This window comes from Luteibacter sp. W1I16 (assembly GCF_050434905.1).
Classification (GTDB): Bacteria; Pseudomonadota; Gammaproteobacteria; order Xanthomonadales; family Rhodanobacteraceae; genus Luteibacter.
This window is the reverse complement of record NZ_JBNDJJ010000001.1, coordinates 1,079,700-1,092,587: the sequence shown is the minus strand read 5'-3', so window position 1 is coordinate 1,092,587 and position 12,888 is coordinate 1,079,700. Positions and strand designations below refer to the sequence as shown.

At 65.9% G+C, this 12,888-nt stretch carries 13 protein-coding genes; all 13 read left to right on the top strand.

The window, feature by feature from the left end:
• Positions 1-89 precede the first annotated feature (89 nt).
• Complete coding sequence (locus QFZ41_RS04870) at positions 90-1,532, top strand: flagellin (protein ID WP_429197711.1); 1,443 nt, start codon at positions 90-92, stop codon at positions 1,530-1,532.
• A 139-nt stretch (positions 1,533-1,671) separates the two neighbouring features.
• Positions 1,672-3,030 (top strand): flagellar filament capping protein FliD, encoded by a 1,359-nt coding sequence (gene fliD / locus QFZ41_RS04865; protein WP_429197710.1) that lies wholly within the window; start codon positions 1,672-1,674, stop codon positions 3,028-3,030.
• Between the two features lie 23 nt (positions 3,031-3,053).
• Complete coding sequence (gene fliS / locus QFZ41_RS04860) at positions 3,054-3,470, top strand: flagellar export chaperone FliS (protein ID WP_429197709.1); 417 nt, start codon at positions 3,054-3,056, stop codon at positions 3,468-3,470.
• Entirely contained in the window at positions 3,467-3,763 is a 297-nt protein-coding gene (locus QFZ41_RS04855) for a flagellar protein FliT (RefSeq protein ID WP_429197708.1), read from the top strand. The genes fliS and QFZ41_RS04855 overlap by 4 nt, the downstream gene beginning before the upstream one ends.
• A 28-nt stretch (positions 3,764-3,791) precedes the next feature.
• Entirely contained in the window at positions 3,792-4,373 is a 582-nt protein-coding gene (locus tag QFZ41_RS04850; protein WP_429197707.1) for a PilZ domain-containing protein, read from the top strand.
• 285 nt (positions 4,374-4,658) lie between these two features.
• Positions 4,659-6,077 (top strand): sigma-54 dependent transcriptional regulator, encoded by a 1,419-nt coding sequence (locus tag QFZ41_RS04845; protein WP_429197706.1) that lies wholly within the window; start codon positions 4,659-4,661, stop codon positions 6,075-6,077.
• A 67-nt stretch (positions 6,078-6,144) separates the two neighbouring features.
• The gene (fliE, locus tag QFZ41_RS04840; RefSeq protein WP_429197705.1) at positions 6,145-6,474 is read left to right on the top strand and encodes a flagellar hook-basal body complex protein FliE; all 330 of its coding nucleotides are present in this window, start codon (positions 6,145-6,147) and stop codon (positions 6,472-6,474) included.
• A 37-nt stretch (positions 6,475-6,511) separates the two neighbouring features.
• On the top strand, positions 6,512-8,218 hold the full coding sequence (fliF, locus tag QFZ41_RS04835; RefSeq protein WP_429197704.1) for a flagellar basal-body MS-ring/collar protein FliF: 1,707 nt from the start codon (positions 6,512-6,514) through the stop codon (positions 8,216-8,218).
• 13 nt (positions 8,219-8,231) lie between these two features.
• The gene (gene fliG, locus QFZ41_RS04830) at positions 8,232-9,221 is read left to right on the top strand and encodes a flagellar motor switch protein FliG (RefSeq protein WP_429200183.1); all 990 of its coding nucleotides are present in this window, start codon (positions 8,232-8,234) and stop codon (positions 9,219-9,221) included.
• On the top strand, positions 9,221-9,886 hold the full coding sequence (locus tag QFZ41_RS04825; RefSeq protein WP_429197703.1) for a FliH/SctL family protein: 666 nt from the start codon (positions 9,221-9,223) through the stop codon (positions 9,884-9,886). The genes fliG and QFZ41_RS04825 overlap by 1 nt, the downstream gene beginning before the upstream one ends.
• On the top strand, positions 9,883-11,244 hold the full coding sequence (fliI, locus tag QFZ41_RS04820) for a flagellar protein export ATPase FliI (protein WP_429197702.1): 1,362 nt from the start codon (positions 9,883-9,885) through the stop codon (positions 11,242-11,244). Before QFZ41_RS04825 ends, fliI begins: the two co-directional genes overlap by 4 nt.
• Positions 11,244-11,678, top strand: a complete 435-nt coding sequence (gene fliJ / locus QFZ41_RS04815) for a flagellar export protein FliJ (protein WP_429197701.1) — start codon at positions 11,244-11,246, stop codon at positions 11,676-11,678. Before fliI ends, fliJ begins: the two co-directional genes overlap by 1 nt.
• 48 nt (positions 11,679-11,726) lie before the next feature.
• Positions 11,727-12,824, top strand: a complete 1,098-nt coding sequence (locus tag QFZ41_RS04810; RefSeq protein ID WP_429197700.1) for a flagellar hook-length control protein FliK — start codon at positions 11,727-11,729, stop codon at positions 12,822-12,824.
• The last annotated feature ends 64 nt before the right edge of the window (positions 12,825-12,888 follow it).

The window sequence follows — 12,888 nt, the reverse complement described above, 5'->3', positions numbered from 1 at the left end:
CTGAGGCGGAAGGCTTCCCTAACGGAACCCCGCCGGACTACGCCGCACAACCTCCGGCATTTCGGTTCCGCTTACAAAGGATCAATCCCATGGCTCTGACCATCAACACCAACATCATGTCGCTGAATGCTCAGCGTAACCTGAGCACCTCGCAGACGAAGCTGTCCTCGGCCATCGAGCGCCTGTCTTCCGGTATGCGCATCAACAGCGCGAAGGACGACGCCGCCGGCCTCGCCATCTCCACCCGCTTCACCACGCAGATCAACGGCCTGAACCGCGCCGTGCAGAACGCCAACGACGGTATCTCGCTGTCGCAGACGACCGAATCGGCGCTGGACGAAGTCACGAACAACCTGCAGCGCATCCGCGAACTGGCCGTCCAGTCGACCAACGCTTCGAATTCGGACAGCGACCGCGCCGCGCTCGACGCCGAAGTCCAGCAGCGTCTGTCGGAAGTCACGCGTATCGCCACGCAGACCAACTTCAACGGCATGAAGGTTCTCGACGGTTCAGCGAACCAGCTGAGCTTCCAGGTCGGTGCCAACGTCGGTGAAGTGATCACCGTCGGCCTGAACCAGGGTATGAAGGCCAACCAGGTCGGCCAGCTGGCCACCGGTTCCGCCTCGCTGTCGTTCGCCGCGACCGCCGCGACCGCCGGTACGACCGTCGTCGCCGGTACCAAGACCGACTACTCCGGCGCCAACGCCGCGACGTTCTCGGTGGGTGGCACCGCCATCACGCTGAACACCGACCTGACCAACCTGACCGGTGTCGCTGGTGCGATCAACACCCAGCTGACCGCTGCGGGCAACACGGGCGTCACTGCTTCGGTCAACGCCGACGGCAAGCTCCAGTTCACCAGCGCCACCACCGGCAACACCTCGGCTGCTCCGGCCCTGGGCGGCGCGGACGTGGCCGATCTCGGCACGGCCACCAGCACCGCTGGCGTCAGCATCGGCGACAAGACCCCGGTCACGCTCGCCGCCGGCGCCGTCACCCTGCAGGTCGGTGACAACGCCTCGTTCGACCTCGCCGGCACGTACAACACGGCGCAGGACCTGGCCGACGCCATCAACGCCAAGTCGGGTCAGGGCATCAACGCCTACGTCGGTTCCGACGGCGCGGTGAAGTTCGCTTCGGCGAAGGCGATCACGGTGGGTGGCACGGCTCCGGCCGACGCTGGCCTGACGGCCGGTACCCTGGCGGTCTCCACGACCGATACCCTGGCCAACTCCTCGGTCAAGACGGTCGACGGCGCCAACCAGACGATCAACCGCATCGACGCGGCCCTGCAGTCGGTCTCGGACCTCCGTTCGGACCTCGGTGCGGTGCAGAACCGCTTCGAGTCGACGATCTCCAACCTGCAGAACATCTCGCAGAACCTGACCTCGTCGAAGTCCGCCATTACGGACGCCGACTTCGCCCAGGAAACGGCGAACATGTCCTCGGCCCAGATCCTGCAGCAGGCCGGCGTGTCGGTCCTCGCCCAGGCGAACCAGGCACAGCAGATCGTCTCCAAGCTGCTCCAGTAACAGGCGTCACACCGCCAAACCCGGTTAACGCCGGGTTTGGCAGGGTAATTGCTTAGTTGTCGGCGGTTGGCACTCGAAAGGGAGCCAGCCGCCGACAAATTGGCGCCCAGGGCAGTGAGGCGTCCTCCAGGAGAGCTTCATGGCGACGAATCCCATCACCCTCGGTTCCAGTTCCATCGACGTCGCGAGCATCGTCACCAACCTGACGAACAACAAGCGCTCGGCGACGGATAGCGCCCTGGCTGCCCAGGTCAGCGCGAACACCACCCAGATTTCCGCGATCGGCAACTTCACCTCGTCGCTGACGAGCTTGCAGAACGCGATGAAGGCACTGACGGACGGCAGCGCGTTCACGACGCAGAAGACCTCCATCGACGATCCGACGATCCTTTCCGCGACAGCAGACGCGGATGCCCAGCCGAACTCGTACAACATCGTCGTCAGTAAGCTGGCCACCCCGCAAAAGACTACTTCCACGGCTTTCGCCACCAGCAAGGCGCTGGTAGGCACCGGCACGCTCACGATCGCCATCGGCACCAAGTCGATGAACCTGAATGTGGCTTCCGGCGCGAATTCTCTGGAGAACATCCGCGATGCCATCAACAAGGCTTCGGACAACCCCGGCGTTACCGCCAGCATCGTCACGGGTACCGATGGCGCGCACCTCGTTCTGACGTCCACCTCGACGGGCGCGGCCAATGCCTTCACAGTGAGTTCCAGTGGCGGTGATGGGAACCTGTCGCAGCTGAACTTCGACCCGGCGACCGGTTCCGCGACGGGCAAGGCGCAGGATGCCGAGTTCACGATCGACGGCCTCCCCGCCACCAGTTCGTCGAATACCGTCGCAAACGCCATCGACGGCGTCACGTTGACCTTGTCCAAGGTGGGACCCGCCAAAGTAACGATCGCCAACGACCCCTCCGCGGTGTCCACGGCCGTCACCTCCTTCGTCGCGGCCTACAACGCCTTCGTTTCCACCTACCAGACGCTGACCAAGTACGACGCAACCAACCAGCAGGTCGGCGCCCTCATCGGCGACGCCACGCTGACCTCGATCAAGAGCCAGATCACCTCGCTGGTCGGCTCGCAGTCCACGGGCAGCGGCGCCGGCCCGAAATCGCTGAGCGACCTCGGCGTGGCGTTCCAGATCGACGGCACGCTGAAGTTCGATTCGACCAAGCTGGCCAAGGCCCTCGCGATCAACCCCAAGGAAACCCAGGGGTTGCTCAGTGGCAGCGACGGCATCGCGCCGAAACTGGACAAGCTCATCACGAGCTGGACCTCATCCAGCGGCATCCTGACCCAGCGCACGGCCAACCTGAACAAGAAGGCCAAGGATCTCACCCAGCAGCAAACGGACTTCAACGTCACGATGAAGGCCTATTCCGATCGCCTGACCAAGCAATACACGGCGCTCGACACGATGATGACCAAGCTCAGCAATACCAGCAGCTTCCTCCAGCAGCAGTTCGACGCGCTGACCACCAGCAAGAGCTGACGGTTCTCCCAGGAAAAAGACTCATGGCACTCGGATATTCCCAGGGCGCAGGCGCCTACAAGCAGGTCCGTACGCAAGGCGGCATCGAAACCGCCGACCCGCACGGCCTCATCACCATGCTGATGGACGGCGCGCTCGAGCGGATCCGTTTCGCCCTCGGCTGCATGGTGACCGGGAATGTCGCAGGGAAGGGCGAGGCCATTTCGAAGGCGATCGAAATCGTCGGCGCCTTGCAGGCGGGGCTGAACCACGACGTGGCATCGCCGCTGGTGGGTCAGCTCGACAGCCTTTACGACTACATGAGCCGCCGCCTGCTGCACGCCAACCTGCACAACGACGGCGACGCCCTCGATGAAGTCACCCGCCTGCTCGGGCAGATCCGCGAGAGCTGGGTCGCGATTCCCGTCGAAGCGCGCCAGGTCGCCGGAGCGGGAGCGTGACCGGCGTCGTCTGGTGCGACCTCGACCGTGTGCTGGGGCTGACCGAGGCTATGCACGCCGCCGCCAGCGAAGGACGCTGGGATGAACTGGCCGAACTGGAGGCCGAGCGCGATCCGATCCTCAGGGCCGGCACCATGCGCCCTTCGCCGGAGACGCTGGAATCGCTGAAGTCCATCATGTTGCTCGACGGGCTCATCAAGGACCTCGTCTCGGTAGCCCGTGACGAGGTTTCCATCGCGTGGGATGCCTCGCGCAGGGTGCGGCGCGCCGTGGCCGCGTATAATTCCTTCTGAGCGTTGATCTTCGGCAGGGGTGGGGCGGATGAACGGCGAAGACTGGCAGGCATTTTCCGACCGGGTGGCCTGGGATGCGGTATTCCACGCCACCTGTGATGCCGTCGAGCGTCCCGATGCTCCCGCGCTTTCGCTCATCAACGACCGCAACGCCAGTGTCCTGGTCGCAGTGTCGGCCTTGATGGACCGCCGCAGCGATACCGCCGAGGACGACAGCACGCTTTCCCAGGAAGTGGCCAGGCTCGACGCCAAGCTCAATGTCCTGATGGAGATCGTGAACCGGCTCCTGCTTCCCCAGTCGGGATTGCCGCCGCGGATGCCGCTGCGCTTCAACGCCGCCGGTGCCGTGCTCCCCTGGAGCGTCTTGCCGCCGGTGGGACACTCCGTGCTGCTCAAGATCCACTTCGACGTCTGCCGCGCGTTGCCGCTCGAACTCCCCGGCGTACGTCTGGCCGGTCCGTTGGACGGCAAGGGTTTCATCGCCTTCGAAGGCTTGTCCGAAGCCGTTCGGGACGGCCTGGAGCGGCTGGTTTTCCGCCAGCACCGCCGTCAGGTGGCCGAGGCGCGGGCCCAGGCGCGGCCTGCGGAAGGCGCGGCGGACGCGATGTGACCTTTTACGTCACGTGACGTCAGAACGTCGCGTGGCATCCAGCGTCACATTCGTGACGCCTGTCGTCACGGTTGACGCCAAGCGCCTTCCCTCCTCGCCGAAGCCGATCCCGAGGATGTAATCCGACAACCGGAAGGGCCGCGGAAGTACGCGCATTTGAGCCGTCATGCGCCGGAATTCCGGCGTTGGCACGCTCTTTGATTGATACCTTGCAACGGGGCTGACGGGATTCCATCGCGGAACCCATCCACGGCCTACGACCACACGTCATGCGAGGTATCCCAGGTGAAGTCTTCCAACTTTCTCGTCGTCGAATCCGACGCCGCGCGCGCCGACAGCATCGTCTCCGCACTGGCCTTCCTCGGCTATCGTCCGGTGCTCGCCAACCGCATGCAGCCGCTCGAGTCGTCCGAGAGCTGGCGCGGCGCCTACGTCGGCATGGTGGAAGACGAAAACGAACTGGAAAGCTACCTGTCCTCGCTCGGTCGCGGCGGTCGTCAGTTGCCTCTCCTGGTCGCGGCGGACTCCCCGATGGCTACTTCGCTGATCGCCGACGACGTGCGTAGCCAGCATGTGGAACTGGTGGACATGCCGCTGCGGTACGAGCGTCTGTCCGAAGCCTTGCGCGCCTTGCAGTCGCGCATGGAACCGATACCGTCCAGCCGCCGTTTCGTAGGCCAGTCCGGACCGATGCAGCGCGTGAACGCGCTGATCCGCCAGGTCGCACCGTTCGATTCCAGCGTGCTGGTGCTCGGTGAGTCCGGCAGCGGCAAGGAACTCGTTGCCCGCACCATCCACGATTGTTCGCCGCGGCGCGACAAGCCGTTCGTCGCGATCAACTGCGGCGCGATTCCCGCCGAACTGCTCGAAAGCGAGCTGTTCGGCCACGAGAAGGGCGCCTTCACCGGCGCGATCAGCACCCGCAAGGGCCGTTTCGAGATGGCCGAGGGCGGCACGCTGTTCCTCGACGAGATCGGGGACATGAGCCTGCCGATGCAGGTGAAGCTGCTGCGCGTGTTGCAGGAGCGCGTCTTCGAGCGCGTGGGCGGCAATCGCCCCCAGCGCTGCGACGTACGCATCATCGCCGCCACCCACCGCGACCTCGAGGACGCCATCGAGCGCGGCGGTTTCCGCGAGGACCTTTTCTATCGTCTGAGCGTGTTCCCGCTGGAAATGCCGCCGCTGCGCCAGCGCCTCGAAGACCTGCCGGCCTTGATCTCCGAGTTCAACCAGCGGCTCGTCCAGCGTGGCCTCTCGTCGATCCGCTTCTCACCGAGCGCGATGGGTGCCCTGTGCCGCTACGGCTGGCCCGGCAATGTGCGTGAACTGTCGAACCTGGTCGAGCGGATGGCGATCCTCATGCCGCACGGTGAAGTTCGTGCGGCCGATCTGCCGGAAAAATACCGTGGCGTGCTGCCCGTCGAGGAGGTGTCGGGTGCCGCGCTCATCGCCATGATGGAAGCCGATCCGGAAGTGACCGAGAGTTTCGGTTACGCCGGCGAAGGTGACCCCTCGGTGCTCCCGCAGGGTGGCCTGGACCTCAAGGACCACCTCGCCGGCATCGAAATCGGCCTGATCCGCCAGGCGCTGAACTCCGCGAACGGGGTGGTGGCCCACGCCGCCAAGCTGCTTCGTGTCCAGCGCACCACGCTGGTGGAAAAGCTGCGCAAGTACGGTTTGTCCGAGACGGTCCAGGCGGGCTGATCGCTCGACGCTTGGCACAGGTCGTGCATCGGGTGACGCAAAGCCGATAACGCGTTGGAAAACCGTCATGACCACGATCGACGTCAACAGCCTCCTGCTCCAGATGCGCCGTATCAGTGCGCAGACGGAGATGCCCACCCTGCGCGGCGTAGGCGAAACCGCGGGAGCGGCGAAGAGTTCGTTCGGCGACTTGCTCAAGCAATCGATCGATGGCGTGGCGCAGAGCCAGGACAAAGCCAAAAAAATGGCGACGGCTTTCGAACGCGGTGATCCGGGCGTCGACCTCGCCCAGGTGATGATCCAGGGGCAGAAAGCCGACCTCTCGTTCCGCGCGATGACCGAAGTGCGCAACAAGATGGTCGATGCCTACAAAGAAATCATGAACATGTCGATCTGATTCGGCATGAGCGCAATGACAGGATTCGAGTCGAACCATGGCAGATAACGGCGTAGCCACCACGGACAGCAATAACGCGTCACGCATGGACTCGCTGAAGTCGCTGGCGCAGACGCCCGCGGCGCGGCAGATCTTCATGCTGGCCGGTATCGCCGGTGCCGTCGCGATCGGCATCGCCGCGGTGATGTGGTCGCGCGCACCGAACTACGGCCTGCTTTATGGCGGTCTCGAACAGAAGGATGCCGCCGCCGTCACCCAGGCGCTGCAAGCGGGCAATACGCCGTATACGCTGAGTCCGGATGGCAGTTCGATCTTCGTGCCCGCCGCCGATGTCGCCGGCGTCCGCCTGAAGCTCGCCGGCCAGGGGCTGCCCCAGGGCAGCGCCGCCAGCGCGATCCCGCAAGCCGATTCGCCGTTCGGCATGAGCGACATGGCCGAGCGTTCGCGCTACCAGTCGCTGCTCGAGAACGACCTGTCCAACACGATCGCGGGACTACAGTCCGTGCGTGCGGCGCGCGTGCATCTCGCATTGCCCAAGCCGTCCGCCTTCATCCGCGACAACAAGCCGGCCAGTGCCTCCGTGGTCGTCACCCTGTACCCGGGCAGGCAGCTGGACCAGGGCCAGGTGGCCGCCATCGTCCATCTCATCGCCGCCAGCGTGCCCGACCTCGACACCCGTCAGGTGTCGGTGATCGACCAGGGCGGCAATCTCCTCACCGTGAGCGATCCGGACAGTGCCTCGGCCATCGGCGACAGCCGGCTGCGGCTGTCCAACCGCATCGAAGCCACCTATACGCAGCGCGTCGAAGACTTGCTCACGCCCCTCGTGGGCGCGGGCAAGGTCCGCGCCCAGGTCTTCGCCGATCTCGATTTCTCGCAGACCGAGAAGGCCAGCGAGACCTTCAATCACGACAACCCGGCACTGCGCAGTGAGCAGACCAACAGCGATACGCGCACCGAGCCGGCGAACAACGGCGGTGTACCGGGTGCGTTGAGCAACCAGCCGCCGAACACCGGCGCGAATGCGACGGCCGCCAATCCCGCCGCGGGTGCCAAGCCCGGTGCGCAGGCGGCTGCCACGCAGACGGCGCAGACGCCGACCCAGCAGACGCAGAGTGCCACGCGCAACTATGAACTCGATCGCACGGTGAGCCACGTCACCGACCCGGCGGGCAAGGTCGCTCGTCTTTCGGTCGCCGTGGTGGTCGACAACAAGCAGATGCCCGACAAGGACGGCAAGACCAAGAGCGTGCCGTTCACGCCGGAGGAATTGTCACGCCTCACGGAACTCACCAAGAACGCCGTCGGCTTCAGTGCCGAACGCGGTGACAGCGTCAGCGTCATCAACGAGCCGTTCCACGGCGCCACGGCGGAAGAAGCGCCAGTGAGTGCGCCGTTCTGGGAGCGTCCGGGCATGCTCGACCTGATCAAGCAGGGTCTCGGCGTGATGATCGCGCTGCTGGTCGGCTTCTTCGTCCTTCGTCCGATCCTCAAGGGGCTGTTGAAGCCGGCTCCGCTGGCGATGAACAACGTCGCCCTGGCCGGACCGATGCCGAGCGTGTCCGTGATGGTCGACGACGACGACATGACGCCGGACCGCGTCAGCACGTCTCAGGCGCAACTCGGTTCGCCAGCGTTGCTGGCCTACGAACAGAAGGTGGGCCTTGCCAAGCGCATGGCCGCCGAAAATCCGAAACAGGTGGCGCAAGTCGTGAAGAGCTGGGTGTCCGACGATGGCGGCTGAGCAGAAAGAGGCCCTGACGGGCGCACAGAGGGCGGCGATCCTCCTCCTGACTCTGGGTGAGGAAGACGCGGCATCGATCCTCAAGCATCTGGGTGCGCGCGATGTGCAAGCCGTGGGCACCGCGATGGCGGCGCTGAAAAACGTGACCAAGGAGCAGGTGGACATCGTCCTCACCAAGCTCCAGGAAGATGTCGGCCAGCACACCTCGATCGGCGTCGGCACCGAGGAATACATCCGCCGCATCCTGGTCAACGCGCTGGGCGAGAACAAGGCGGGCGGCCTCATCGACCGTATCCTCCTGGGCCGCAGCAGCAAGGGCCTGGAATCGCTGAAGTGGATGGAAAGCCGCGCCATCGCCGAGATGATCGGCCAGGAGCATCCGCAGATCATCGCGCTGGTGCTGGCCCATCTCGAATCCGACCAGGCTGCGGAAGTGATCGGTTACCTGCCGGTGCGCACGCGCAGCGACGTGGTGATGCGGATCGCCACGCTCGATGGCGTGCAGCCGCACGCCCTGAACGAACTGGACGAGATCATGGAGCGCCAGTTCTCGGGCAATTCGAACAAGCTGAAGTCGGCGAGCGTGGGTGGCCTCAAGGCCGCGGCCGACATCCTCAACGCGATGGAAACCTCGCGCGAGGCGGAGTTGATGGCGTCCATCCGCGGCATCGACTCGGGCCTCGGCGAGCGCATCGAGGAATTGATGTTCGTTTTCGACGACCTCGCGGAACTCGACGATCGCAGTATGCAGACGCTGCTTCGCGAGGTTCCGTCCGCGCGCCTCATTACCGCGCTCAAGGGCGCGGAAACGGCGATCCGCGAAAAGATCTTCTCGAACATGTCCAAGCGCGCCGCGGACATGCTGCGCGACGACCTCGAGGTCAAGGGTCCGGTGCGTCTTTCCGAAGTGGATGCGGCGCAGAAGGAAGTGTTGGCCACCGCGCGGCGTCTTGCTGATGCGGGCCAGATCAACCTCGCCGGTGGCGGCGAAGAATTCGTCTGATGAGCCTGACCTCCATCCTCGCACGCGAGCGGGTCGGCCAGTTCGAACGCTGGGAGCTTCCTGTCGTCGGTGCGCCCGATGTGTCGGACGCGCGCGACGAAACGCTGGACGAAGGCCCGCAGCGGCCGACCGTCGCTGAAATCGAGGCGATCGAGCGGCAGGCGCGCGAGGAAGGCTTTAATGCGGGGCTGAATGAAGGCCGCGCCATGGCGAAACGCGAACTCGCCGCCCAGGTGGGCCGGCTCGACGCCTTGTTCGACGCGGTGGAACGCCCGTTCGCCGAACTGGACAACGAGGTCGCTGGCGATCTCGCCATGTTGGCCACGGTGATCGCCGAGCGCGTGCTGGGCTACGAGATCGCCACGCGACCGGAAAAGATCCTCGACGTGGTGCGCCAGGCCGTCGACGCGCTGCCGGCGGCCTCGCGTCACCTGAAGATCCACCTCAACCCGGCCGACGCCACGATCGTGCGCGAGCACCGTTCGTCGCTCGACCACGAAGGCACGGTGGTCGATGACGCGACGCTGGAGCGCGGCGATGTTCGCCTAGAGAGCGAATATTCGCGTCTCGACGCCCGTGTTCGCACCCGGCTCGCGGCCGTGGTCGACAGCGTTTTGCAAGGGCGGGTCGATACATCGCTCGACGACGGGCCGGCCTCGCCATGAGTGCGACCGATCACGTCGCCGCGCGTAACGCGCATTGGCGTGAATCGCTGGCCGCACAGCGCGCCAGCGCCGAGCACGTGCGTCCCCTGCAGGCGGAGGGCAAGCTGCGGCGAGTCGTCGGCCTGACGCTTGAGGCCGTGGGATGCGAGGCACCGGTCGGCGCCCGCTGCATGGTCGCGGGTGCCGATGGCAAGCAACTGGAAACAGAGGTGGTCGGGTTTTCGGACGGCCGCCTGTTGCTGATGCCCACGGGCGAGATGCATGGCGTGTTGCCGAACGCGCGGGTCATTCCGGTCGCCTCGGTGTCGGGTATCCCGGTGGGCTATTCCTTGCTCGGCCGCGTGATCGGGCCGGACGGTGTGCCGCTCGACGGGCAGGGTCCCTTGCTGGCGCGCGAGCGCGCCCCACTGCGGCGCGACCCGATCAATCCCATGCTGCGCCAACCTATCGATACACCGCTGGACACAGGCGTGCGGGCGATCAACTCGCTGCTGACCGTCGGCCGGGGCCAGCGCATCGGCCTGTTCGCCGGCTCGGGCGTGGGCAAGTCGACCCTGATGGGCATGATGACCCGTTTCACCAACGCCGATGTCGTCGTGGTCGGGCTGATCGGCGAGCGCGGCAGGGAAGTCAAGGAATTCGTCGATCACACGCTGGGCGAAGAGGGCCGCCGGCGTGCCGTCGTCGTGGCCGCGCCGGCGGATGCGCCGCCACTGTCGCGCCTGCGTGGCGCGCAGGTGGCCACCGCCGTCGCCGAATACTTTCGCGACCAGGGCAAGCGCGTCCTGCTGCTCATGGATTCGCTCACGCGGTACGCCCAGGCACAACGTGAGATCGCACTGGCCATCGGCGAGCCTCCGGCGACCAAGGGTTACCCGCCGTCTGTCTTCGCCATGCTGCCCGCGCTGGTCGAGCGCGCCGGTAACGACGCGGAGGGGCGGGGTTCGATCACCGCGTTCTATACCGTGCTGACCGAAGGTGACGACTACCGCCACGACCCCATCGCGGACTCGGCACGAGCCATCCTCGACGGCCATATCGTGCTGTCGCGCGATCTGGCGGAGGCCGGCCATTACCCAGCCATCGACATCGAAGCGTCGATCAGCCGCGTCATGCCCGCCGTCGTCAGCAAGGAGCACATGCGATCGGCGCAGCGCTTCCGACAGGTGTATTCGGCGTATCGCCAGCAGCGCGACCTGATCGCCGTGGGCGCCTACCAGAAGGGCAGCGACCCGCGTACCGACGAAGCCATCGCGCTCTATCCGCGGCTCTCGGCCTTCCTGCAGCAGGAAACCGAGGTGCCGGTGACTCTCCAGGAGGCCGAAGCCGGTCTCGCTGAAACCACGGCGGCCAACTGATGCCCTCGCGCGCCGACCGCCTCCAGCCCGTCGTCGACCTGGCCGCCGAGAAGGCCGATGACGCCACACGCGCGCTCGCCGTACAGCAGCGCGCGCTGGCCGATGCGGAACACCAGCTGGTCGAATTGCGCCGGTATCGCAACGAGTACGCCGAGATGCCTGATGGGATCGGCGTGAGCGCGCTGCTGAACAGGCAACAGTTCCTGCAGAAGATCGACATGGCGATCGTGCAGCAACTGGGTGAGGTGCAGCGGCGTGAGCGCGCGCTCGAAAGGGCGCGCAAGGATTGGACCGACGCGCGTGGCCGCGCCAAGGCGCTGGACTCGGTGACGACGAAATATCGCGAGCAGGAGCGCAAGACGCAGGATCGCCGCGAGCAGGAACAGGCCGACGAACGCTCGCAATATCGTCGTCCCCCACGGAGCGACGGCTGACTCCGGTCAGGCCCGTCCCATTCCGACAGCATCGAACGAGTAACCCGCATGAACAACGCTACGCTCGCCCTCAACGTCTCCCATCCCTCCTCGCCGGCCACGCCGCCGGCCGGCGGCCGCGATGCGGACGTCACGTCACCGTCCAAACGCTTCGATGCCGCGCTCGACGCTGCCCGTGCCGATGCGCGCGACCCGCACAAGCAGCCGGCAAACAACGCGGCGGCAGGTGACGAGACGGTGCCTGCGAAGGCCGCCGTGGCGAAGGACACCGTGCACGATGGCGATGAGCAGCCAACGAAGAAGGATGAAAAGACCGCCGACGATGCCTCGATCGCCGCGACCATGTTGTCGTTGATCGGGGTGCCGGCGAAGGTGGCCGACGTGGCCGCGAAGGCGGTCGGCGCATTGAACGATGCGGCAAGCGCCACGGGCGACGCGCTGGGCGCGACGAGCGGATTGGCAGGGGTGCTGCCGGGATCGGAAGCCGCCGTGGATGGGGCAGTCGCGTTGAAAGACAACACGCTGGCGGCCCTGGGCCTCGCCGGTGTGGCAGGTGCCCCGGGCGGTGCCGCGACCGCGGCTACCGTCTCTCCGTTCGCGTCGTTGCTGGCCGCTCATGGCGATGCGGCGCTTGCGAAGGACGACACCTCGCCGAGGGTCGATGGCACCAGTCCCATGCCGTTCTCCCACGCTCAGGGGCTCGGGCAAGGCGGGGTACCGGCGGTACAGGTGCAGGCCACGCAGCCGGCCACGTCTCCGCAGTTCGCCCAGGAACTGGGCGAGCAGATCGCATGGATGGGCTCCGGCCAGGTCAAGGAAGCGCGAATCAAGCTGCATCCCGAAGAACTCGGCAGCATGGACGTGCGCGTCAACATGGACGGCGGCAAGGTAAACATCGCTATCCTGGCGCAGCATCCGGCGGCGGTGCATGCCGTGCAGCAGACGCTGTCGCAACTCGATAGCATGCTCGCTCACCACGGCCTCTCGCTCGGTCAGGCCGATGTCGGCCAGCGCCAGGCGGAGCAGGGTGGAGAAGGCGGCGGACAAGGCGCGGCGGGCCAGGGCGGCGACGCCGATGCGGCCGGCGTCACCGGGGCCGTAGCCACCTCGCGCGTTTCCCGCGGTCTGGTCGACGAAATCGCCTGACGAGCCGACGTAAAGCCGACGACCGTCAAATAATCGACCTCCTGCACGAGCCGTCACCGTCGAA

Bases quoted from the DNA above. Each gene is read 5' to 3' on its own strand.
- QFZ41_RS04825 (WP_429197703.1), top strand. From the start codon at position 9,221: ATGAGCCTGACCTCCATCCTCGCACGCGAGCGGGTCGGCCAGTTCGAA.
- QFZ41_RS04850 (WP_429197707.1), top strand. From the start codon at position 3,792: ATGAACGGCGAAGACTGGCAGGCATTTTCCGACCGGGTGGCCTGGGAT.
- fliD (WP_429197710.1), top strand. From the start codon at position 1,672: ATGGCGACGAATCCCATCACCCTCGGTTCCAGTTCCATCGACGTCGCG.
- fliJ (WP_429197701.1), top strand. From the start codon at position 11,244: ATGCCCTCGCGCGCCGACCGCCTCCAGCCCGTCGTCGACCTGGCCGCC.
- QFZ41_RS04810 (WP_429197700.1), top strand. From the start codon at position 11,727: ATGAACAACGCTACGCTCGCCCTCAACGTCTCCCATCCCTCCTCGCCG.
- fliF (WP_429197704.1), top strand. From the start codon at position 6,512: ATGGCAGATAACGGCGTAGCCACCACGGACAGCAATAACGCGTCACGC.
- fliE (WP_429197705.1), top strand. From the start codon at position 6,145: ATGACCACGATCGACGTCAACAGCCTCCTGCTCCAGATGCGCCGTATC.
- QFZ41_RS04870 (WP_429197711.1), top strand. From the start codon at position 90: ATGGCTCTGACCATCAACACCAACATCATGTCGCTGAATGCTCAGCGT.
- fliI (WP_429197702.1), top strand. From the start codon at position 9,883: ATGAGTGCGACCGATCACGTCGCCGCGCGTAACGCGCATTGGCGTGAA.
- fliS (WP_429197709.1), top strand. From the start codon at position 3,054: ATGGCACTCGGATATTCCCAGGGCGCAGGCGCCTACAAGCAGGTCCGT.